This is a genomic window from Thermicanus aegyptius DSM 12793 (assembly GCF_000510645.1).
Classification (GTDB): domain Bacteria; phylum Bacillota; class Bacilli; order Thermicanales; family Thermicanaceae; genus Thermicanus; species Thermicanus aegyptius.
In genome coordinates, this window is sequence record NZ_KI783301.1 from 210,315 (window position 1) to 231,687 (window position 21,373).

Annotated in this window: 20 protein-coding genes; 15 read left to right on the top strand and 5 right to left on the bottom strand. The window is 51.6% G+C overall.

The features are described 5' to 3' along the window. Nucleotides 1-309: 309 nt before the first annotated feature. The 6 genes from THEAE_RS0101165 (at nt 310) to ligA (ending at nt 9,323) form a co-directional block, all read left to right on the top strand. Nucleotides 310-2,112, top strand: coding sequence for an adenine deaminase C-terminal domain-containing protein (locus THEAE_RS0101165; RefSeq protein WP_169729946.1), 1,803 nt, complete (start codon nt 310-312; stop codon nt 2,110-2,112). 361 nt (nt 2,113-2,473) lie between these two features. Beyond that, the gene (locus THEAE_RS0101175) at nt 2,474-3,550 is read left to right on the top strand and encodes a DUF3048 domain-containing protein (RefSeq protein WP_052329675.1); all 1,077 of its coding nucleotides are present in this window, start codon (nt 2,474-2,476) and stop codon (nt 3,548-3,550) included. A 128-nt stretch (nt 3,551-3,678) separates the two neighbouring features. Next, nucleotides 3,679-4,026, top strand: a complete 348-nt coding sequence (locus THEAE_RS19610; RefSeq protein ID WP_005583416.1) for a YerC/YecD family TrpR-related protein — start codon at nt 3,679-3,681, stop codon at nt 4,024-4,026. A 111-nt stretch (nt 4,027-4,137) separates the two neighbouring features. Then, entirely contained in the window at nt 4,138-4,854 is a 717-nt protein-coding gene (locus THEAE_RS0101185; protein WP_084213400.1) for a geranylgeranylglyceryl/heptaprenylglyceryl phosphate synthase, read from the top strand. A 139-nt stretch (nt 4,855-4,993) separates the two neighbouring features. Next, complete coding sequence (gene pcrA / locus THEAE_RS0101190; RefSeq protein ID WP_028986250.1) at nt 4,994-7,195, top strand: DNA helicase PcrA; 2,202 nt, start codon at nt 4,994-4,996, stop codon at nt 7,193-7,195. A gap of 100 nt (nt 7,196-7,295) precedes the next feature. Continuing rightward, complete coding sequence (ligA, locus tag THEAE_RS0101195) at nt 7,296-9,323, top strand: NAD-dependent DNA ligase LigA (protein WP_245605505.1); 2,028 nt, start codon at nt 7,296-7,298, stop codon at nt 9,321-9,323. Nucleotides 9,324-9,331: 8 nt separating this feature from the next. On the opposite strand, the gene THEAE_RS19615 is transcribed toward ligA, so the two are convergent. After that, nucleotides 9,332-11,632 carry a GGDEF domain-containing protein gene (locus tag THEAE_RS19615; RefSeq protein ID WP_052329676.1) on the bottom strand — a complete coding sequence of 767 codons (2,301 nt, stop codon included), beginning with the start codon at nt 11,630-11,632 and terminating at the stop codon, nt 9,332-9,334. Nucleotides 11,633-11,946: 314 nt separating this feature from the next. Between THEAE_RS19615 and THEAE_RS0101210 the strand changes: the two genes are divergently transcribed. The 9 genes from THEAE_RS0101210 to THEAE_RS0101250 all read left to right on the top strand — a co-directional run bounded on the left by THEAE_RS0101210 (nt 11,947) and on the right by THEAE_RS0101250 (nt 18,196). Next, a complete protein-coding gene (locus THEAE_RS0101210) occupies nt 11,947-13,014 on the top strand; it encodes a CamS family sex pheromone protein (RefSeq protein ID WP_028986252.1) in 1,068 nt (355 codons plus the stop codon). A 129-nt stretch (nt 13,015-13,143) separates the two neighbouring features. Continuing rightward, nucleotides 13,144-14,691, top strand: coding sequence for an L-glutamate gamma-semialdehyde dehydrogenase (gene pruA, locus THEAE_RS0101215; protein ID WP_005581962.1), 1,548 nt, complete (start codon nt 13,144-13,146; stop codon nt 14,689-14,691). Between the two features lie 133 nt (nt 14,692-14,824). Next, entirely contained in the window at nt 14,825-15,046 is a 222-nt protein-coding gene (locus tag THEAE_RS0101220; protein WP_005581964.1) for a spore germination protein, read from the top strand. Between the two features lie 36 nt (nt 15,047-15,082). Then, nucleotides 15,083-15,304, top strand: coding sequence for a spore germination protein GerPB (locus tag THEAE_RS0101225; protein ID WP_028986253.1), 222 nt, complete (start codon nt 15,083-15,085; stop codon nt 15,302-15,304). Between the two features lie 25 nt (nt 15,305-15,329). Next, a complete protein-coding gene (gene gerPC / locus THEAE_RS0101230) occupies nt 15,330-15,917 on the top strand; it encodes a spore germination protein GerPC (protein WP_156920519.1) in 588 nt (195 codons plus the stop codon). A gap of 3 nt (nt 15,918-15,920) precedes the next feature. Next, nucleotides 15,921-16,151 carry a hypothetical protein gene (locus THEAE_RS23460; protein ID WP_005581968.1) on the top strand — a complete coding sequence of 77 codons (231 nt, stop codon included), beginning with the start codon at nt 15,921-15,923 and terminating at the stop codon, nt 16,149-16,151. After that, the gene (locus THEAE_RS0101240; protein ID WP_169729947.1) at nt 16,123-16,518 is read left to right on the top strand and encodes a spore germination protein GerPE; all 396 of its coding nucleotides are present in this window, start codon (nt 16,123-16,125) and stop codon (nt 16,516-16,518) included. The genes THEAE_RS23460 and THEAE_RS0101240 overlap by 29 nt, the downstream gene beginning before the upstream one ends. Before the next feature lie 115 nt (nt 16,519-16,633). Beyond that, nucleotides 16,634-17,206, top strand: a complete 573-nt coding sequence (locus THEAE_RS0101245; protein ID WP_156920521.1) for a hypothetical protein — start codon at nt 16,634-16,636, stop codon at nt 17,204-17,206. Nucleotides 17,207-17,410: 204 nt separating this feature from the next. Then, on the top strand, nt 17,411-18,196 hold the full coding sequence (locus THEAE_RS0101250) for a TIGR00266 family protein (protein WP_005581971.1): 786 nt from the start codon (nt 17,411-17,413) through the stop codon (nt 18,194-18,196). A gap of 103 nt (nt 18,197-18,299) precedes the next feature. Here the strand turns inward: THEAE_RS0101250 and THEAE_RS0101255 are convergent, their stop codons facing one another. The 4 genes from THEAE_RS0101255 to THEAE_RS0101270 all read right to left on the bottom strand — a co-directional run bounded on the left by THEAE_RS0101255 (nt 18,300) and on the right by THEAE_RS0101270 (nt 21,354). Further along, a complete protein-coding gene (locus THEAE_RS0101255; protein ID WP_028986257.1) occupies nt 18,300-19,082 on the bottom strand; it encodes an alpha/beta fold hydrolase in 783 nt (260 codons plus the stop codon). Between the two features lie 124 nt (nt 19,083-19,206). Further along, the gene (locus THEAE_RS0101260) at nt 19,207-19,569 is read right to left on the bottom strand and encodes a DUF4830 domain-containing protein (protein ID WP_169729948.1); all 363 of its coding nucleotides are present in this window, start codon (nt 19,567-19,569) and stop codon (nt 19,207-19,209) included. 162 nt (nt 19,570-19,731) lie between these two features. Then, nucleotides 19,732-20,823 carry a C39 family peptidase gene (locus THEAE_RS0101265; protein ID WP_005581974.1) on the bottom strand — a complete coding sequence of 364 codons (1,092 nt, stop codon included), beginning with the start codon at nt 20,821-20,823 and terminating at the stop codon, nt 19,732-19,734. Between the two features lie 84 nt (nt 20,824-20,907). Beyond that, nucleotides 20,908-21,354: a sigma-70 family RNA polymerase sigma factor gene (locus THEAE_RS0101270; protein WP_245605506.1), complete on the bottom strand. Its 447-nt coding sequence runs from the start codon at nt 21,352-21,354 to the stop codon at nt 20,908-20,910. Nucleotides 21,355-21,373 lie beyond the last annotated feature (19 nt).

Here is a 21,373-nt window from a genome sequence, read left to right on the forward strand (position 1 = left end):
ACAATGTTTACTCAGATATAATATGGATTATTGGACATACAACAAAGTGATGACAAGAATGGAATGTTAAGTGAAGAAGGCATGAGCCATCTAAAAACGATTGAGGAGGTAATGCATTCCGTCAACGAAGCATTGCGGAATCCGGTAAGTTGGTTTGACCAACAAACGTTAGAGAAAGCCGTTAAAAAATGTAAATATTGCAAACAGAAAAACGGAGGTTTTAAATTTCTATTTTTTAACCCCATCGCAAATTAGGCATGAAATGGTATGATGGAGGAAAAAGGGAGAGGAAAAGGGGGAGGAGATATCGTGGAAATAAACCGTTTAGCTCCCATGGGAGTGGAAGAACGGAGGAATCTGATCCAGGTGGTCCGGGGGGAGAAATCTCCCACCGTCTGGATCCGACGGGCCCGTTACGCCAACGTGGTGACCGGCGAATGGGAGGAGGGGGAGATCCTCCTCTACGGACGAAGAATCGCCTACATGGGGAAGAAAGAGCCCAACGTTTCATCGGAAACGCAGATCATCGATGGGCGGGGTTTCTATCTCGTGCCCGGATATATAGAGCCCCATGCCCATCCCTTCCAGCTCTATCATCCCCTTACTCTGGCCGACTATGCCCTGGAGAGGGGGACAACCCTCCTTATTAACGACAATATGATCCTTTTCCACACCTTTTCCCCGGATGAAGTGATCGCTTACATGGAACGGTTTGCCCGGCATCCGGTGAAGCTTCTCTGGTGGGTGCGGTTAAGCCCCCAAGCGACGGATCAGACCCTCGCGAAAAGGTTCCGTCGGGAAGAGATCCGCCGTCTGGCGGAGCATCCCCTCGTCCTCCAGGGAGGGGAGGTGACGGACCTTTTTCCCTTATTTCAGGGGGATAGAGAGGCTTTAGAAAAACTTCAGGAAGTGACGGAGGCGGGGAAACGGATCGAGGGACATGCTCCCGGCGCCTCCCTCGAAACCCTGACCGCCCTCGTCCATGCCGGCATCACTTCCGATCATGAAGCGATCAATGGGGAAGAGGCGTTGAGGCGCCTCCGCCTCGGTCTCTACGTTCCCCTGCGCCATTCTTCCATCCGCAGGGATTTGCCGGAATTGTTGCGCGGTTTGCGAGATCTTCGCTATGGATGGGAGCGGCTCATGTTTACGACGGACGGCTCCACCCCTCCATTCCTCCGCCACGGTCTGACGGACTACCTTCTTCGCATCGCCATGGAGGAAGGTATGGATCCCCTCCTCGCCTACCGAATCGCTTCCCTGAACCCGGCGGCTTATTACCGCATTGACGGGGAAGTGGGCATGATCGCTCCAGGAAGGTTGGCCGACCTTAATTTCCTGGAGGATCCGAGAAATCCCACCCCTGTCCGGGTGATGATCGAAGGAGAGATGATGTGGGACACGGAGGGGAAGACCGGTAAAGCGGCAAAAAAGAACGATCCTAGGATAAACGCAGAGCGCAGGGAACGGATTGAGGTGGATTGGACCGCCTGGGCGAAAGGAGGCGCCTCCTTTTCCCGGTCCATCGCACCGAACCAATTTCGCATTCCCTGGGAAGATGGGAAACCTTTTCCCGTGGTTCATTTTATAAGTGATGTGATTACCGTGGGACGCGAGGTGCTCCTCCCGGTCCGGGACGGATATGTAGAACCAGATGGGGAAGATCTTCTCTATGCCGCATTAATCGACAAGAACGGCCGATGGATCACGAGGGGGGTGGTGAGCGGTTTTGCCAAAGAAGTCGACGCATTAGCCAGTACCTATACGGCAAGCCAGGATCTCCTTCTCCTGGGGAAGGATGTGGAACGTATGGCGGAGGCGTACCGAAGGGCGCAGGAGCAACCAGGAATTTTCATCTATCATGGAGATGAAGTGGAACATCTCCCCCTCCCCATCGGGGGCGGATTAAGCCCTCTTGCCCTATCCGACCTGATCGGGGAGAGCGCGAGGATACAAAAAAGCATGGAGGAGATGGGATTTTCTCATCTCGATTTATTCTATGCCCTGCTCTTCTTCACCTCGACCCATCTTCCCAAATGGCGCTTCACCGAACAGGGAATCCTCTCGGTGAAGGACCGGCGCATCATTCTCCCCTCGGTGCCCCTCGTCTAGGGAAAGGGTTAACGGTATTTTAAAGCGCTTTAACCATATAACTTTTTTGCCACGAAAACCCGGCGACTTGGCCGTCAGGATGAATGGGATCAAGACAGGAGCTTTGAACCATGAGATCAAAAAGTCTACCTGTGGTGTACCCGCGAACGGAAGGAAATAGAACGCCCGCGGGGATCCCAGGTGGTGAAGGGGATGAAGCAGGAATAAAAGGCAAGCCATCGGGACGGAGAAGAAATCGATGAGACCTCGTTGTAAAGGGGATGAAGCGGCAATTGGCGGGGTTTGCTCCATGTATCCGTCAAAAGAGAGGGTTTTTCAGGTTCCGTGGAGAATTTCTTAAAGGAGGCCATGTGAAAGGAGGATGACTGAAGCGTTGCAGGCTTCGGTCCTCGACAGGATGAAACGGAAAAAATTTGTCCCCATCCTCATCATTTTGATCGCCCTATTGGGAAGTGCGTGTACCAATACCCAGCAAGAACCGCAAAATCAGGATACGACGCTCCCCCCTTCCAATGTGGAACCGATAGAGCCCACTGCCCCGGCGCCCCCCGCCTATACCTCCCCTTTAACCGGCATGGGTGGGGATGAACCCTTTACCCAGCGCCTCTTCATGGTGATGGTGGAGAATGCCCCGGCCGCTCGCCCCCAATCGGGGCTCAACAAGGCCGACCTCGTCTATGAAGTGCTGGCGGAGGGGGGGATTACCCGGTTCGCCGCCTTTTACCAGAGTGAATACCCGGAAAACGTAGGCCCTGTCCGCAGCATCCGCCCCTATTTCCTCGACCTGGGCGGAGGGTTTGACGCCATCCTGGTCCATGCGGGCGGGAGTGAAGAGGCGAAGTCGATCATCACCAAGAAAGGGCTTCCCAGCATTAACGGCCTAAATGGCGGAATGGAGCCCGACTATTTCTGGCGTGTCCCGTTCCGCAAGAAGCCCCATAATCTCTATACCGATTTTACCAAGCTAAAGGCGGCCGCGGAGGCATTAAAACTTCGGAAAGAGAGTGAGATCCCGGAGTTTTACTTTCATGATCCCGATGATCCCGTCATCGGGGAGGATGCGGCGAAGATCACCATTACGTATAATCCCAGCTATACCGTAGAGTACCAATATGATCCGGTCAAAAAAGCATATCTCCGCAGCATGGATGGAAAGCCCCATAAGGACCTGATTACCGATGAGCAGATTGCGCCCACCAACATTTTGGTGATCAAGGCGAAGCATCGGGTCTTGGACCGGGAAGGGAGATTGGCCGTCGATCTTCGAAGCGGGGGAAGCGGCACCCTATTTGAACGGGGCAAAGGAATTCCCGTGAAATGGGTGAACGTCAAGGGAGTGATCCGCGCCTCCGTAAATGGGGAAGAGGTGAAGTTCTATCCGGGGAAGACATGGATAGAAATCATCCCGGAGGAAGGAGCCTCTCTCTCTTATGAATAGGCGTTTGAATAGGCGTTTCTTTAGTGAATCAAAATTTTTATGTTTTACAACGGCAAAGCGGGGTCGTATAATAAGAGATAAACATGTCAAATCAAGGATGAGGGTCTTCTTCTTGGGAGCGTGAGATCGTGAGATTGGAGAAATTAAAAAAGCATGGAATCGATCAACTATTCGAAGCCGTCCTATCGTTGGAGACCAGCGAAGAGTGTTACCGCTTTTTTGATGACCTATGCACGGTAAATGAACTAAAAGCGTTGGCCCAACGTTTGGAAGTGGCCCGCATGTTGAAAGAGGGCCATACCTATAACGTGATTGAGGAGAAGACGGGGGCGAGCACCGCCACCATCTCCCGGGTGAAACGAAGCCTCCACTATGGAAACGACGGCTATGAGTTGGTCTTTGAACGGCTGAAAGAGAAGAAAGGGAAAGATGGAGATCGAGAAGATCTCAATGAAAATGCCAACCATGGAGAATAATCAAAGAGGAGGGGAGCTCCCTCCTTTTCTTATAGATTCCCATCGGGTAGAATGATAAAGTGGAACGGTAAGCGGAAAAGCTCGGATTTGCAAAGGATAGGCAAATAAAAAATGAAGAAGAGAAACGATTGGACAGGGAAGAACATGCTGGAGAAGATACGCCATCTGTTTAAATTAGATCCGGCTAGGGAACTTTCCGATCCCGCCTTAAGCCGGGTGCTCCACTCGGGAACCGGAGGAATCGTGATCGGTGGAACGGACGGAATTACGAGGGAGAATACGGAGAGGTTGATCCGGCGTGTGCGGCGAGAAGCTCCTCCCCATCTCCCTCTTTTCTTGGAAGTCTCCTCGTATGAAGCCGTTTTTCCGGGGATGGATGGATACCTCATCCCCTTTGTCCTGAATGCGACGGACCCTTACTGGATCCTGGGAGCCCATGTGGCGGCGGTCAAAAAAACGGGACTCTTTATTCCCTGGGAAAAGATTCAGGTTGAAGGTTATATCATCCTGAATCCCGCAGCGAAAGCCTTTCAAGTGACGAAGGCACACCTTCCCCGGGATGAGGAAGAGGCGTTGGCCTATGCGGAGACGGGGGGACATCTCCTCCGCCTTCCCCTCCTTTACCTGGAGTACAGCGGCCGATACGGGGATCCCGCTCTGGTCCGCAAGGTGAAGGAAAGACTCCCGGAGACGCATCTCCTCTATGGAGGAGGAATCACCTCCAGGGAGGAGGCGGAAGAGATGGGGCGGTATGCCGACACCGTCGTCGTCGGCAATATTCTTTATGAGGACCTGGAGAAAGGGCTCTCCACCGTCCTCCCGGCGTAAATCGCAGGGGACCACTTCGCCATTTGGCGATCCTAAAAGCACCGGGAGCGTGACTCGTCGTTCCTCATATCAATAAGCGAGCTTGCGCCATGGCAATCTAGAACGAAACGATAAAGATGGATAAGATTCGGAGGAGAACATGTCTGAAACGATCATCCAATCCCTGTTGCAAGGGTTAAACGAGACGCAGAGAAAAGCCGTTTTAAGCACGGAAGGTCCTTTATTGATCCTGGCCGGAGCCGGCAGCGGAAAAACGAGGGTGCTGACCCACCGGGTGGCCTACCTGATCGCCCAAGGAATATCCCCATGGAGCATCCTGGCCATCACCTTTACCAACAAAGCGGCGAAAGAGATGAAGGAGCGGGTTGAAAAACTGGTGGGGCAGGGGAGTGAGGAGATCTGGATCTCCACCTTCCACGCCCTCTGCGTCCGCATCTTGCGCAGAGATGGGGAGCAGATTGGTCTTAGCCGGAACTTTTCCATTTTAGACACCCAAGACAGCTTGTCCGTCATCAGGGGGGTACTGAAGGAGAAAAATTTGGATCCGAAAAAGTATGAGCCGAGATCCGTGTTGGGAAAAATAAGCGGATGGAAGAACGAAGGGAAGAAACCCGCCGATGTGGAAAGGGAACTTTCCCACCGGGATGTTGCCTTGCGCACTTTCCTGGAGATCTATAAAGGGTACGAGGCGAAGCTTGCGGCGGCGCAGGCCCTCGATTTTGACGATCTTCTTCTGAAAACGATCGACCTCTTCGGTTCCGCCCCCGAGACGCTCCGCTATTACCAAAATAAATTCCGCTACATCCATGTGGATGAATACCAAGATACCAACCATATCCAATACCTGTTGGTGAAGATGCTTGCTTCCCTGCACCGGAATCTTTGCGTGGTGGGAGATGGAGACCAATCCATTTACCGCTTCCGTGGGGCCGACGTCCGGAATATCCTCCTGTTTGAGAGGGATTATCCGGAGGCGAAGACGATCCTTTTGGAGCAAAATTACCGCTCCACCCAGACCATCCTGGATGCGGCGAACGCGGTGATCGCCAACAACCGAGCCAGGAAAGAGAAGAATCTTTGGACCGAGAATGGGCAAGGGGGGAAGATTCGCCTCTTCCGCGGCTTGACGGAGGAAGAGGAGGCTTTATTTCTCGCCGCCGAGATCAAAAAAACGGTGGAGGAAGGATACCGCTATGGGGAGATTGCCGTCCTCTATCGGACCAACGCCCAGTCCCGTCTCTTTGAAGAAACGCTGATGAAGGCGAATATCCCTTATACGATCGTGGGCGGCATCCGCTTCTATGAGCGGAAAGAGATTAAGGATCTAACCGCCTATCTTCGCCTCATCGCCAATCCCCACGACGACATCAGTTTCCAACGGGTCGTCAACGTACCCAAGCGGGGGATCGGCGAGGCGACCCTGGACCGCCTGGAGGAAATCGCCGCCCGGGAGGGCATCTCCCTCTTTACGGCGGTGGAGGAAGGGGAGGAGTGGGGCATCTCGCCGGCCATCCTTTCCCGCCTCCGCCAGTTCCGGGATCTCATCCTCTCCCTGAACGAATTGAGCAAGGAGCTTACCGTGACGGAAATCACCCGGGAAGTGTTGGAGAAAACCGGATACCGCCTGGCGTTGGCTGCAGAAAAAGATCTGGAAGGGCAAAGCCGCCTGGAAAACCTGGAGGAGTTTCTCACCGTAACGAAAGCCTTTGATGAAGAACACGAGGGAGAGAGGGGCCTGCTCATCGATTTCCTGAGCGACCTGGCGTTGGTCTCCGATATCGACCAACTGGAAGAAGGGGAGGGGAGCCCCGTCACCCTGATGACCCTCCACAGCGCCAAGGGGCTGGAGTTTCCTGTCGTTTTCCTCGTCGGCATGGAGGAGGGGATCTTTCCCCACAGCCGTTCCCTCATGGACGAAGAGGAGATGGAGGAAGAACGGCGCCTCTGCTACGTGGGGATTACCCGGGCGAAGGAGCGCCTCACCCTTACCTATGCGCTGAGCCGCACTCTTTACGGGCGAACCAATGCAAATCCCCCTTCCAGATTTCTTCGGGAAATCCCGGATGATCTCATCGAGGAGATCGGAAAGGAAGAGAGACGGTATCCTGTGGCGGAAACCAAGATTCCCTTCACGAAAAAGGGTTTCGCTCCCACCCCTTCTGTCGGGGAAAAAGAGCGGGACTGGAAGGTGGGGGAGAAGGCGAAGCACCGGAAATGGGGAGTGGGGACCGTGGTGGCCGTAAAGGGAGAAGGGGAGAACATGGAGGTGACCATCGCCTTCCCAGCACCCACCGGCATAAAGAAACTGCTCGTCGCCTTCGCTCCCATCGAGAAGGCGTAAAACATCCCTATGATGAGCCGATCGTCATGAGGGTTCATTTTCTTCCGCTAGCGATGATGTGAAGTTCAAAACAAGTGAAAAATCATACATGAACGGGAGGATGGACGTGGATTCTCGCAAGCGAATGGAAGAATTGGTGGCGCTCTTAAACCGCTATAATTATGAATATTATACCTTGGGGGAGCCTACGGTAAGCGATCCGGACTATGACGCCCTTTACGATGAACTGGTGCGTCTGGAGAAGGAGACGGGGGAGATTCTGCCCGATTCTCCCACCCGCAAGGTGGGGGGGGAGATTCTGCCCGGCTTTCTCCCCCATACCCACCTCAATCCCTTGTGGAGTCTCGATAAGGCACAAAACATGGGGGAACTGGAAGAGTGGTACAACCGCTTGCTCCGCCTGATCCGAGAGTATAACCGGACCGCGGAAAAGCCGTTGCCGGAGCGGCCCACCCTCGTGATGGAACAGAAATATGATGGGCTAACCATCAACCTCACCTATGAGAATGGGATTTTGACCAAGGCGGCCACCCGGGGGAACGGAGTGGTGGGGGAGATGGTTTACGATACGGTGAAGGTCATCCCCACGGTTCCCCTTTCCATTCCCGAGAAAGAGGGGGTCTTTGAATTTCAGGGAGAGGCGATCATGCCCCTCTCCGCATTGGAACGGTATAATCAAACGCACTCCAATCCGTTGGCCAATCCCCGGAACGGGGTGGCGGGGGCGCTCCGCAACCAGCGGAACGAAGAGGTAAAGGAGCGGGGGATCGACGCCTTCTTCTACCACGTCAACTATTCCAATAGCCGCACCTTTGCCACCCATACCGAAATGATTCAATTCATGAAAGAGATGAGGCTAAAAGTAAACCCATACCTAAAAGTTTTCCATTCGCTGGATGAAGTAAAAAAGGAGATTCAGGATTTTACCGGGAAGCGTTTTTCCCTCGATTATGAGATCGACGGCTTGGTCATTAAGGTAAACGAGATTCCGATTCGGGAAGCGGTGGGCTTTACCGCCAAGTTTCCCCGCTGGGCGGTGGCCTGGAAGTTTGAGGCGGTGGAAGTAACCACCTTTCTAACGGATGTGGTCTGGAACGTGGGCAGGACCGGCGTCCTCACCCCGGCCGCCAAGCTAAGCCCGGTGCAGGTGGCGGGGGTAACGGTACAAAACGCCACGTTAAACAACATGGACGACATCCGGCGGAAAGGGTTGGAGTTTGCCCTGGGGAGGAGAGTACGCCTCCGCCGGAGCAATGATGTGATCCCCCAGATCTTAGGGCTTGCCGAAGGGGAGGAGGAGACGCCCTCCCCCGAACACCGCATCGTGCCTCCTACCCATTGTCCGGCCTGCGGAACGCCTCTGGAGTGGGACGGGATTCATCTCTTCTGTCCCAATTCCCTGAGCTGCAAACCCCAATTGGTTCGCCTCCTGGCCCATTTTGCCGGCCGTGACGCCATGGATATTGAGGGCTTTAGCGAAAAGACGGCCGCACAATTCATCGATGATCTCAACCTGACCGACATCGCCGATCTGTATGCCCTCACCTTTGATGATCTGATCGGCCTCCCCCGCTTTGCCAAAAAGAAGGCGGAGAACCTCCTGAACGCCATCGAAAAGAGCAAAGAGGTTCCCCTGCACCGCTTCCTCTATGCCTTGGGAATTCACAACGTGGGGAAAGAGACGGCGAAATTGTTGGCCAACCATTTCCATACCTTGGAGAGGGTCTGCGAGGCGGAGGAAGAGGAGTTGACCGCCATTGAAGGAATCGGCCCGATCATGGCGGCAAGCATCGTCCGTTTTTTCCGTTCGGACCGGGTGAAAAATTCCATCTCCCGTATGTTATCCCTTGGCGTTCATCCCCTCCCCCAGGAAGAAAAGAGGGAAGAGATCCGGGAGAATCCCTTTAAGGGAAAGAAGATCGTCCTTACGGGCAGCTTCTCATCCATGACCCGGGAAGAGGCGACCCGGAGGATTGAAGCCCTCGGGGGTAAGGTAGTGGGGAGCGTTTCGAAAAAGACGGACTTGGTCATCGCCGGGGAGCAGGCAGGCTCCAAGCTGGAGAAAGCGAGGGAATTAGGGATTCCCGTTTTGGAAGGGGAGGAAAACTTTCTAAAGCTGCTCTCCTAGAGAATTATTTATTCCCCGGCGAGGGGGAGGGTGCCCTGGGTTGACCCCGACTCCTGCTCCGGGTAGGTATAGACGGCATAAGCGCTTCCACTCAACTGCTTTGCCTCTTTTTTTACCTTCGCCGAGATGAAGGAGAGGTGCTCGGTTGTAAGCCCGCCGGGATTTGAAATCTGCAAAACTCCCAGGGAGAGGGTAAGACCGGTATAGGGGACGGCATTCCCTTCCCGGTCATAGATCACCTTCTCCGTTTCGTCGAAGGAATCATAAAACCCCTTGATTTGCTCGTCAAATAGCCGAATCAGCTCTTGGGCGATCGGGACTCCTTTCTCGAGGGAGGTAATGAGGAGGAAGTCGTCGCCGCCGATGTGGCCGATAAAGTCGGAGTCATTCCCCTTTAGGGAGACCACTTCCATCAAGAGTTGGGAAAGATAGCGGATCACCTGGTCACCCCGCTGGAAGCCGTATTGGTCGTTGTACCACTTAAAATAATCCAGATCGGCGTAGATCAAGGAAAAAGGAATTTCACTCTGCAGCCGATTGGAGAGCATCTTGTCGATCACCTGATTCCCGGGGAGGCCTGTGAGGGGATTGGAGAGACGGACCATTTCTACCTTCACGTGGGCCAGATAGTCGAGGATCGCTTCGACGGAGACCACTCCCTTTAACTGATCCTCATCCCGGACGATAATCAGATCATAGATCTGTTCCGAAGGGCGTGAAATGGCAAGCTGCGCCACCGCGTCGATGGGGATGTTCTGATCCACGATCAAAGCATCGGTATCCGTAATCTTCTCGATGGGTTGCCGCGCATACAGGGCGCTTCCATACTGGGTGGCGAGGATCTGGTTTAACTTCGACTTCATGACCAATCCGAAGACCTTTCCATCCTTTAGGATGACGACGCCTTGTTCTCCCCGCACCTGTTGGAAGTATTCGGCGACCAGGGCTGTGGGCATGGCCGCCAGGAAGGACTTCGCCGAACTGGTGATTTCCCCGACCCTCATCCTGGAGAGGGAGAGATTAATCACGCGCCGGTTCCTGTCGATGATCTCCAGCGCTTCCGAGGCGCAAGCGTGGGGAGGATCGTGGGGACGAGCCAGGAAAAAGCCTTGTCCATAATGGACGCCGAGGCGGATCACCCGTTCCAACTCGGCGGGGGTTTCGATCCCTTCCGCGATCACCTTGCTGTTCATCTTCAAGGCGAAGTTGACGAAACTCTCCAGCATATTCTCCTTCACCTTATTCTGTTCGATGTTCTGGATGAGGGAACGGTCCACTTTAATATAATCGGGTTTCAGCTCCAGGATGGCTTGCAGGGAAGCATACCCTGCCCCCGCGTCATCGACGGCGATGAGGAAGCCCTGGTTCCGGTAATGGGCAATCGCTTTCTTAAAGGCGTCAAAATCCTCGATGGCATTCCGCTCCGTAATCTCAAAGACGATATTTCGAGGGGTAAGCCCGGCTTCTTCCACCCTTAGAAGGGTGTGTCCGGGGGTAAACATGGGGTCATAGATGACATGCGAGTTCATGTTGATAAAGAGCTTCTGCGTCGCATGGATGAGGGGAGCCCCCTTTTGAATCGCCCTTTCCCTAGCGATTTTCTCCAAGGTGTAGAGGGAGTTTTCCCATTCCGCGAATTGGAAGAGATTAAGGGGAGAATGAAAATAGCTGCCTTCCGGTCCCCGGGTTAACGCTTCAAATCCAAGGGGTGTACCTGTGGAAAGGGAGATAATGGGTTGAAACAGGGTGCCGATTTTTTGGTTCAGCAGAATCTCCTGGAATTCTTTTTGGTGAATGGTGTGCAGATCGCTGTGATAAGACTCTTTTGCGCGTTGAAGAGCTTGTTTTATGGCGTCATAGAGGATGATCTCCGTACTTTGCCCGTCCTTTTTCGTCATGATTACCAGGCTTAAATGGAGTTCAATCCGCTCCCGGAGAAAAGGAAACTCCTTCTCCAAGGAAGTAACCAGGTGGGTATAGAGGACCTGGGTCTTATTCTTCAGCATCTCTTCCAGGGATTCATGGGATGCGGGATGAAGCTGCACGAAGATGTAGAAATCATCCCCCAGGGCGCGAAAACTGTGGAGGACGAAAGGGAACCGTTTAGAAAGGCGATCCAGATGCTGCTCTATGGAGGAGAGAATCTTTTCGCTCACCTCCCTCCCATATTCCTGCTCAACCTGGGAAAAATGGACGATATCAAAGTAGATGAGTCCTACGGGACCTTGGGCTAATCCCATCTGGATCTCTTTTGCCAGGGTGCTTTCCGCATCCTGTGTTTTATAACGAAACGGAAGGTAAGGGTACACGGAACAAGCCCTTCTTTCTCAATGAAAACATGCTCTCTAGTTCTTTACGCCTATCACGTTATCAGAGGGAAGTAAAGAGGATGTGAAGGATTTGTAAATTTATTGTTGAGAGATGGGAAAAAAGATCGATTACTATCATCATAAATGGGAAAGAAGAACGAGGCAAGCATTTTTTACCGGATCAATATCCCGCGTCTGAAGATCGTGAAAGGATGGTCAGAAAGAATTGCCGGCAAGAGAAAAATGTGATTCTCCCTGGGAGGATGATATAATAAGGAAGAGTTTTAGGAGAGAGGGAGAAAAGATTGAAGAGAATGAAGCGAGTGATTCCCTTTACCGTTCTGTCCTTTCTGCTCTTCTTATCCGGGTGTATTCCCCTGGGTGAACCGAAGGCACCGACGACTCCCCAGGATCAGACGGTGATTACCCCGTCCATTCCGGTGGGGGAGGAGTATTATCAGACCCTTCTTCCCTATGTGAAGAGCAGTGCGGAGGGGACGTATGCGGAGATGGGCAATCGTGTCGATGCCGATCGCCTGGAACTAGGATTGATGGAACTATCCCAGAAGATTTTTTCGCCCAGCCGGTATATTCTTCAGGAAGGACAAATCATCTCCGCTGATGATGCGGTGGATTGGCTGGCCCGTTACGACGCCTCAAAGAATTCCCAGGGGTTAAATCCGGCTTCCGGGAGTAAGCCCATCGTCCATATTTATGAACAAGATTATCTGGACATGGGGACAAAGAAACTGGCCGGTTTGTCCATCGCGATCTCCTTAAATCCGATGACCACCGTGACGGAGAATGGAAAGGAGAAGGAGGTTCGCCGGAGTGATGAGGCGTTGCAAGGAATCTTACAGGAAGCCTCGGCCAAAATCGTGGACCGGATTCGGGCGAAAGGGATGAAGGGCCCCCTCCTCATCGCCGGTTTTTTGCAAGAGCCGGCCATCTCCCTCGTCCCCGGCCATTACTTTGTTTATGGCACCGTTCCCGCAAATGGGACCGGGGCCGAGTGGAAGCCTTTTAAGGAACGGTATCTCCTCTATCCGGGGAGAATGGCGAAAAGCGATCTGGAGAAACAGGTAGGGGCCAATTTTTCCGACTTTCAAGGGAAGCTACAAGAATTTTTCGGCCGCTATGCCGGAGCGATGGGGCTCGCCCGTTTTGTCGATGATCAATTGGTGGAGTTTACCGTTACTTTGGAGACGGAGTATTCCTCTAAGACGGAGGTCCTTTCGCTGACGCAATACATTGCCGGGCTAATCCCCCAGTATTTCCCCCAAAAAGCGCAAGTAAACGTGTATATCCGGTCGGTGGATCGGCCTGAGGCCCTCTATGTCCGCCCGACGAAAGGAGATCCCCTCTTCCATATTTATCGGTAGACGGGTCTTTGCAATTTCACGGCTGGAACGGGAGTCTGTCCAAAAAAGCCGTCCGGTTGAACTTCCTTCGGATTGAGGATAGAATGGAATGGAAGCGGTGCATGATTCCTATACAAAGGAGGAAAAAGAATGATCCCTCTATTTCGCCCTGAACCGTTAACCGATTTTTCCCTGGAAGAAAATCGTAAAGCCTTCGCCCAAGCCCTCGCAAAGGTTGAGCAGGAATTGGGCAGAGAGTACGATCTGGTGATTGGCGGGGAAAGGATTAAGACGGAGAAAAAGATCATTTCCACCAATCCGGCCAACACCCGTGAAGTGGTGGGCATCGTCTCCAAAGCGGATCAAGCTCTAGCGGAGAAGGCGATTCAGACCGCAGCCAAAACGTTTGAAAGTTGGAAGGCGATTCCCGGAGAACACCGGGCCCGTTTTCTTTATAAAGCGGCCGCCATTTTAAGGCGCCGGAAACATGAATTTAGCGCGTGGATGGTGAAGGAGGCGGGGAAGAGCTGGGCCGAAGCCGATGCGGATACGGCGGAAGCCATCGATTTCATGGAATATTATGGGCGTGAGATGGAACGATATGCGGCTCCCCAACCTTTAATCCCTTATCCGGGGGAGAATAATCACCTTTTTTACATTCCATTAGGCGTCGGCGTCGTGATTCCGCCGTGGAACTTTCCCCTTGCCATCATGGTAGGGATGACCACATCCGCCTTCGTCACCGGAAACACCGTGGTGCTAAAACCGGCCAGTTCAACCCCCGTGGTGGCTGCTAAATTTTTCGAGATTCTCCAAGAAGCGGGAGTCCCGGACGGTGTGGTAAACTTCGTGCCCGGCAGCGGTGCCGAGGTGGGGGATTACCTGGTAGATCATCCCCTCACCCGTTTCATCTCCTTCACAGGGTCCAGGGAAGTGGGACTTCGGATTAACGAACGGGCTGCAAAACGGGCTCCCGGCCAGAAGTGGATTAAGCGGGTGGTCGCCGAGATGGGGGGCAAGGATGCCATCATCGTCGATCAGGATGCGGATCTGGATGAAGCGGCCAAGGCGATCGTCACCTCCGCCTTTGGCTTCCAGGGACAGAAATGCTCCGCCTGCTCCAGGGCGATTGTGGTGGAAGAGGTATACGATGCCGTCTTGGAGAAGGTGGTGGAGCGGACCAAAGCCTTAAAACAGGGAGATCCCACCCTTCAAGAAAATACCGTCGGTCCCGTCGTCGATGAAGCCGCATTTCAAAAAATTATGGATTACATCGAGATCGGAAAGAAGGAAGGGCGCCTCGTATACGGTGGGGAAGGAAAGAGCGAGACGGGCTGGTTTATTACGCCCACCATCTTCGCCGATGTGGACCCGAAAGCCCGCATTGCCCAGGAGGAGATCTTTGGTCCCGTCCTCGCCTTTATTAAAGCGAAGGATTTCGACCATGCCCTGGAGATCGCCAATGATACGGAATACGGGTTAACCGGTTCCGTCTTTACCCGAAACCGCGCTCATATTGAGAAGGCTCGGACGGAATTTCACGTGGGGAATCTCTACTTTAACCGGAAATGTACCGGGGCCATCGTAGGGGTTCATCCCTTTGGCGGATTTAACATGTCCGGCACCGATTCGAAGACGGGCGGTCCCGACTACCTCCTTCTCTTTTTGCAAGCGAAGGTAGCTTCTGAGGTTTTATAAGCAAAAGCATAGATCAAAAAAGAATAGAGGCATGAAAGAAGACCGGGGAGATCCGGCCTTCTTTTTTTGTCGCACACTCGAACCCGCCCACATAGTATAAAGGGTGAAAACCTGAAAAAAGGGTGTTTGCCCTATGCCCTCCATCGTTGGTGTTGTAAAAGTGATCAGCGTGTCCTCAAGTGCGGTGGTGAACTTTGGAGATGTCCTAAACATGGCGCCGAAAAGCGCAACCAAAACCTATGCTGGATCCGGTTCTTTCAGCACAGGGGATTTTCCGGTCACGTATAATCCCATCAGTTCCACCAACACGGTGGACCCCGATCTCTTTGATAACGACACGCTAAGCGGGAATTAATAGCGGGAATTAGCATAGAGGAGGACAGGAAGCACGATGCGCTTTTTTATCAGCCAGAACATCATCATTTACACCCTATCGATTCGGGATCTCTCAACGGCATCCGTTCTTCAGATCGGAAGTTCAGGCAAGATCGAAACGCTGGCCAATGTTTACAACACGGGGGGATTTCCGGATCGCCCCGCAGTTTTCCCCCCTGTGAGGCGCACCGTTCTGGTCCCCCTTCCCCCCACCTCACCTTCTCAAACCGGCAGGTAAACTTTAGGAAAAGCGGGGTTTGATCATGTACACCGATCCTTACGTGGAGAGTTACCTCCTTCAAGTATCCGAGTATCTGAAGCAACAATATGAGAAAATCGTGGAACTGGAACGAGAGATTGTTACCCTCCGCCAAGGATTGGAAGAACTTCAAATGCGCCCACCTTTTCATATTGACAAGATGGAATACAAATTTGACCAATTAAAAATCGAAACCCTGGAGGGGACATTGAACATCGGGATTAGTCCGGAGAACGGGAGAACCTTAAAGGAGATCTCCTTGGGTAAACAGAATCTTACCAATCCCCATCCCGATTGGGATGAAGAAAAGGAAAAACGCTTTAGGGAGGTGAAGGAGGAAATGGATCGTTTTCTCAAGGAAGAGATTCCCCCACGTATTATTGCCCTGGCAAAAGAAGCGAAACAAAAGATTGACCCCTTTGCGGTCTCTTTTATCACGGAAGATCTGAAAAATCAGGTGGAGGACCGGCTCCGTCATTACATTCTCATTCATCCCGAGTGGACCGCAGAGAAAGTAACGACGAAGACAAAGGAAGATCTGATGCAGGCGGTCCGTGACTTTATCGCCATCTGGCCAAAAATGGAGGAATAAAACATGGATTTTCAGGTGATTAACCGCAGCATCCATGCGGGTGAAATTCGGGTGTCTTTGGTGACCACCGCTTCCATTCTCCTCGTGGGGGATGCGGAGAAGATCTCTCTATCTTCCCTCTTTGATACCCCTCCCGAATCGGTGGAGTTTATGACAGAACCACGCTTTGGAATCGAAATGAAGAATCATGGGGTGGGGGGATGCGATGAGGAATCGTTTGACGGCCATCCGTGAGATCGATGTAAACGTGGTGGGACAAAGTTCCATTCTCCTCGTAGGGGACGGAGGGGAGGCACGACTGGAGAACAAAGGGATCGCCCTGATCTTCGCAGATGCTCAGGCGAGCGGAGCCACGGAAAGGAACTTTAGCGACTATCCCATTTTCCGGCGAACCCCACCACCTCCTCGAGGCCGAACGGAGGATGTTCTGTTTAGCCGGAGAAATGAAATCCCCCTCATTTCGGTAAAGAAGGTAAGAGTGGTTGGAGCAAGCTCCTCCTCACTGATCCAGGCGGGTTCCATCGGCAGTATCGAGTCGATTTCCAGATTGCATTTTATTCGGCAAATTTCTGCCGAAGCGCTGGGGGAAGAAGCGTTATGATCAATGCGTTATGATCACAAGATCATTCATGGGAAGAGGCATTTTTTATGGCGTTCATTCGATAGAACGATCGATAACGATAGGTCAAAAAGTATGGATGAGGAGCGTGAAAATGATGTTTAAGAATCCTAGCCTTGAGCAGGATCAAATCCCCTTTCCCCTAGAAGTTGAGCGTCACTTCCCCGGTCATCCCGGCTTACCGGGCCACCCGGGCATTCCCGGGGTGCCCGCCCCTTTGGGGTTTCCCGGCTATCCCGGGATTTCTCTTTATCCCTTTGTTCCCGGTTCGCCCGCTTATCCCGGTACCCATCTTTATCCCGGCTCTCCTTTTTATCCCGGAACTCCCTATTATTCCGGTTTTCCTATATACTCCTTTCCTTTCACAGCTCCGGCGTCTCCCCTGTTTTCTCCTTTTCATAGACATTTCCCTCCCCTTTTCCATCCTTCCTATTTTCCCGGCCATCCAACCCATTACCTAAGCCATCCCTTCCCTTTTATTTACGGCCACGATTCACATACTTTTTTTCCCAAGGGGTATGATGGAGAATGGGAGGTAAATGTCCACGTAGGAGTGGAGAAGGACCCGGGACCGCCGGGAGTGCCCGGCCATCCCGGAGTGCCCGGCCATCCGGGAATCCCGCCCCATCCGGGAATCCCGCCCCATCCGGGAATTCCTGCCCAAGGGTAAGGGTATTGAAGTGTATCGGAACAATATGTTCCCCCTTTTCACAACATCTCGAGGAAGATATGATGAGAAGGGGGTTTTTCTACATAATCAAGGGACGGGGTGCAAAGGGGATGTGAGCCCCGTCGAAAACAGGTAAATCCATGGATCGATCTTTACCATGGATGTTGAAGAATCGGAAATAAGCGAAAAAGGAGACGTGAATGAATGAACGCTCATCAAATTGATTACCGGATTTATGGGGAAGAGATGCAGTTTGTGGAGGTAGAACTTGATCCGGGCGAATCGGTGATTGCCGAGGCAGGGGCTCTCATGATGATGGATGATGAGATTCAAATGGAGACCATCTTCGGGGACGGGACCCATCAAGGCGGGTTTATGAGCAAACTCTTTGCCGCGGGAAAACGGGTTTTGACGGGGGAGAGCCTCTTTATGACCGTCTTTACCAATGAAGGCCGGGGGAAGAAAAGGGTCTCCTTCGCCTCCCCTTATCCCGGCCGCATTATCCCTTTGGACCTTAGTGAGTTAGACGGAAAAGTGATCTGCCAAAAGGACGCCTTCCTCTGTGCGGCGAAGGGGGTATCGGTGGGCATTGATTTTCAGCGCAAACTGGGAACCGGATTTTTCGGCGGGGAAGGGTTTATCATGCAGAAGCTGGAGGGGGATGGCCTCGCCTTCGTTCATGCCGGAGGGACGATTGTGGAGCGGACGTTGGCTCCCGGCGAGAGGCTGAAGGTGGATACGGGCTGCCTGGTCGCCCTGACGCAGGATGTGGATTACGACATCCAGTTCGTCGGGGGCATTAAAAACACCCTCTTTGGGGGAGAGGGCCTCTTCTTCGCTACCCTGACCGGACCGGGAAAGGTATGGATCCAATCCCTGCCCTTCGCCCGTCTCGCCGACCGGATCTTCGCCAACGCTCCTTTCCGGGGAGGAAGAAAGGATGAGGGAAGCATCCTTGGACCGATCGGCAATCTCTTCGACGGGGATTAACGATGCACCGTTCATCCCGTACGGTTAAAGCTTCACTGAAGGCGGATCGAAGTGAATCGGATTCTGACGAAGGAAACTGACCGGGCGACGGATAGAGGCAGGATCAGGTCGGATCGGAGGAGAGCACCTCCCCGATGTATTCCTCCATGATTCGGTTGAGTGAATCCGTGGCTTTTAGAGGCATTTGATGTCCCGCTTTTTCAATCCATCTCAGCCTGCCCTGGGGGAGATTTTCCTGCAGGGTGCGGGCGAGGGGATAAAAGGCGGGTTGTTTTTTTCCTTGAATATCGAGGATGGGGAGTTGGATCTCCGTTAACCTCTCCACGAGGGAATAGGTTGCGCTTTCGTCCAAATACTCCCGGAATGAGGCGGAGTGGCCCATCCGGGCTTCGGAATAAAGGCGGAAGAAATGGGAGAGGTTGGCGCTGTTCCCCAGGGAAAAGTGGAAGGCGAGCCAGCGCTTCATTCCCATCCCGGCTAAGGAGCCGGCCAGTCGGGTGAGACGGATCAGGGAGGGGTGGTCCATTTTCGCCATGCCTCCGATCAGAATCCCCGCCTTGATCCGGGAGGGACATACCAGTGCGGCCTTAAGAACCGCCATGGCGGCGGCGGAATAGCCGATCAGGATGGCTTCCTTCTCTCCCATTTGATCGAGGAGGGCGAAGAGGTCTTTCACAATGAGGGGGTAGGTGAGGGGTTCCTCCCCTTTTTCACTTCTCCCGTGGCCCCGGATGTCGAAGGCGATCACCTTATACTTCTTCTTAAAGTGCCGGATCTGATTCATGAAGACGGAATGGGCGATGACCGGAGGATGGAGAAAGAGGAGGGGAAAGCCTTCCCCTTCGATCTGAACCCAGATCTTCACCCCGTTGAGAAGAATATGCATCGTTCGCCTCCCATAAGTTACCTCCCCTCTATATTCTTTTTCCCAAAACCATTTTTTATGCCAATAAACGGAGTTGATCTTCTTTTCCTTTAATGCAGAATAAGCGGTAGCATGTGCTCTCTGGTCATTTATTTCCTTGCCTCGAATAGAAATGGGAATAAAATTGTTCTTTTTCTTCAAGTTTGACAATACCGGGTATATAATCTTCGATACTGATCACCCCGCCAACGATCTGCTTGTCGGTGAAAAAAATTTCTACGATTAATTCTAAATTCTTTCCATTATCATATAATTTATCTTTTAAATCATAGCTTTTCGTTTTAAGGTTTTGCCCTTTATATGGGAGGAGATCTAGGCCGGCATTTTTGTAAACCTGAAGAAATTCAGGGAAATTAAAACGTGTTTCGTCAAATGGAGTAGCATCTCCTCTTGCCTTTTCAATGGTCCACCCCAATGATTCAATATATTTCACGTGCTCCTGGATCAAAGGGTATGTTTTTTCCTCCTCTTTGTTACAGGCGCTTATCCCTGTGCTGACCAACAGCAAAAGACTTAAGAGAAGCACGCTCCTCATTTTCTCCTTCAAAGTGGATCTCTCCTTTATTACAGAATAAGCGGCAGCATAGGCTACCGCAAAAAAACATCAAAATCATGGGACCACCGTCCATATATCGGTTGTTTCACCTCCACCCCTGCCGAAGGATATCCATACATCTTCAGGAGTAATTTCCCAATTGTCGTGAATAACTAGGTTATAATAGTAATTCCAATCCTCCGTATCCATGTACGATTCGGTTCCAACGATTGTTACTAAATGTCCGTCGTCTTTTTCAGGCCATTTTGTATAACCATATCCTTCAAGTCTTAATAGCGTAGGCTGATCTCTCTCGATCTGGTAATCAATATCTGAAAATGTAGGTGATGTGTCTCGGCCGACCGAAAAATTGGTATAGTTGCGCCCTGTTATATACGACTCGATGGCAGGCTCAATTTTGTCGGATGTAACACCATTTTCATCGTTGTGGTCCATTAAATCACCTAAAACGTTTGCGACGTCTATCCAGTTGTTGGTTGAAGATAGATTTGGATAGCCATGGGAGTCCCAATACATTATAACAGTAGCTGCAGCCGTCGGTGCACAGTCGTTATCCATACTTGTATTATCGGATTGTTGATAATCAGGTACATTATCAATATAGTCATAGTCGTAATAGATGATCGTGTCTGGGGAAATCGACTTTGATGTGAAATCTGCCTTTCGTTTCCGTATTTTCTCCAAGATATCTTCACTAATTTCCTTCTTGGTCCGAAGATCTATGATTTTCCCGGCATTATCCACTTCACCATAAAACAGAGGACCTAAGTAAAAGATCTCACCTGTTTTATGCAGTAAAGGATGGACATTACCTAACGCGAATTCGACAACCATGCCTTCAAGTGAATCCACAACCATATACCCAGCTAAACTCCCGTTTTTCTCTAGCTCAACTAAGTACTTCGTTTCTTTTCGGTTTTCATCCTTCATGTTGAAAACTTTCCCCGGAGTCAATCCCTGAAAATCTTTAAAGCCTAAATGGATCCGCTCCTTCAGCTTGTTTTCGATAATTTGATAGACTTCACCTTTATAATCGGTACTTTCTTCTGCAAAGATAGGTTGAGAATCAATCAATGATAAAAAGGAACCTAACATGAACGAAATGCATAAGAAGAAAGGGGTAAACATAGTTCTTAATTTTTCCATCTTCATACCTCCTCGCAAAAAATTTGTAAACCATTTAATTGGTAATTCAAGGATAGCTAAAGACAGATACTATGTTGCTTCATCTTAAACGGGGTCTGCTGAACGAGTGTCTCCCATCGTATAATGTTTCCTTAACCTTTTTAACGCCCGCCTTTTCATTCGGTGTACTACGGGTTGTGAAATTCCCAATTGTTTGGCTACTTCCTGTTCTGAATATCCTTCCAAGATCGTTGCTATTATTACAGTCTTCTGCATCGCTGTGAGCAACGAAAGGGCTTCTTGAAGAAATACATTTTCCTCAACTTCTGCACGAGAATGATAATTAACAGCAAAGATATCAACCGATTCTGCCGTGTCATTTTCATAATTCTTTTGCAAATTGTCGTTTAAAATCAATCGTTCATATTGTTGCAATCGTTTCTGTTTCTTAGCTAACCGGACAGCTTCGTGACGCAAGCCGATTATAAACCACGCCATGATTCGTGCTTCTTCCATATCATCCGCTTCAACTGTAGGGAACAATTCGATCAACCTCCTTTCAGATTTGTCA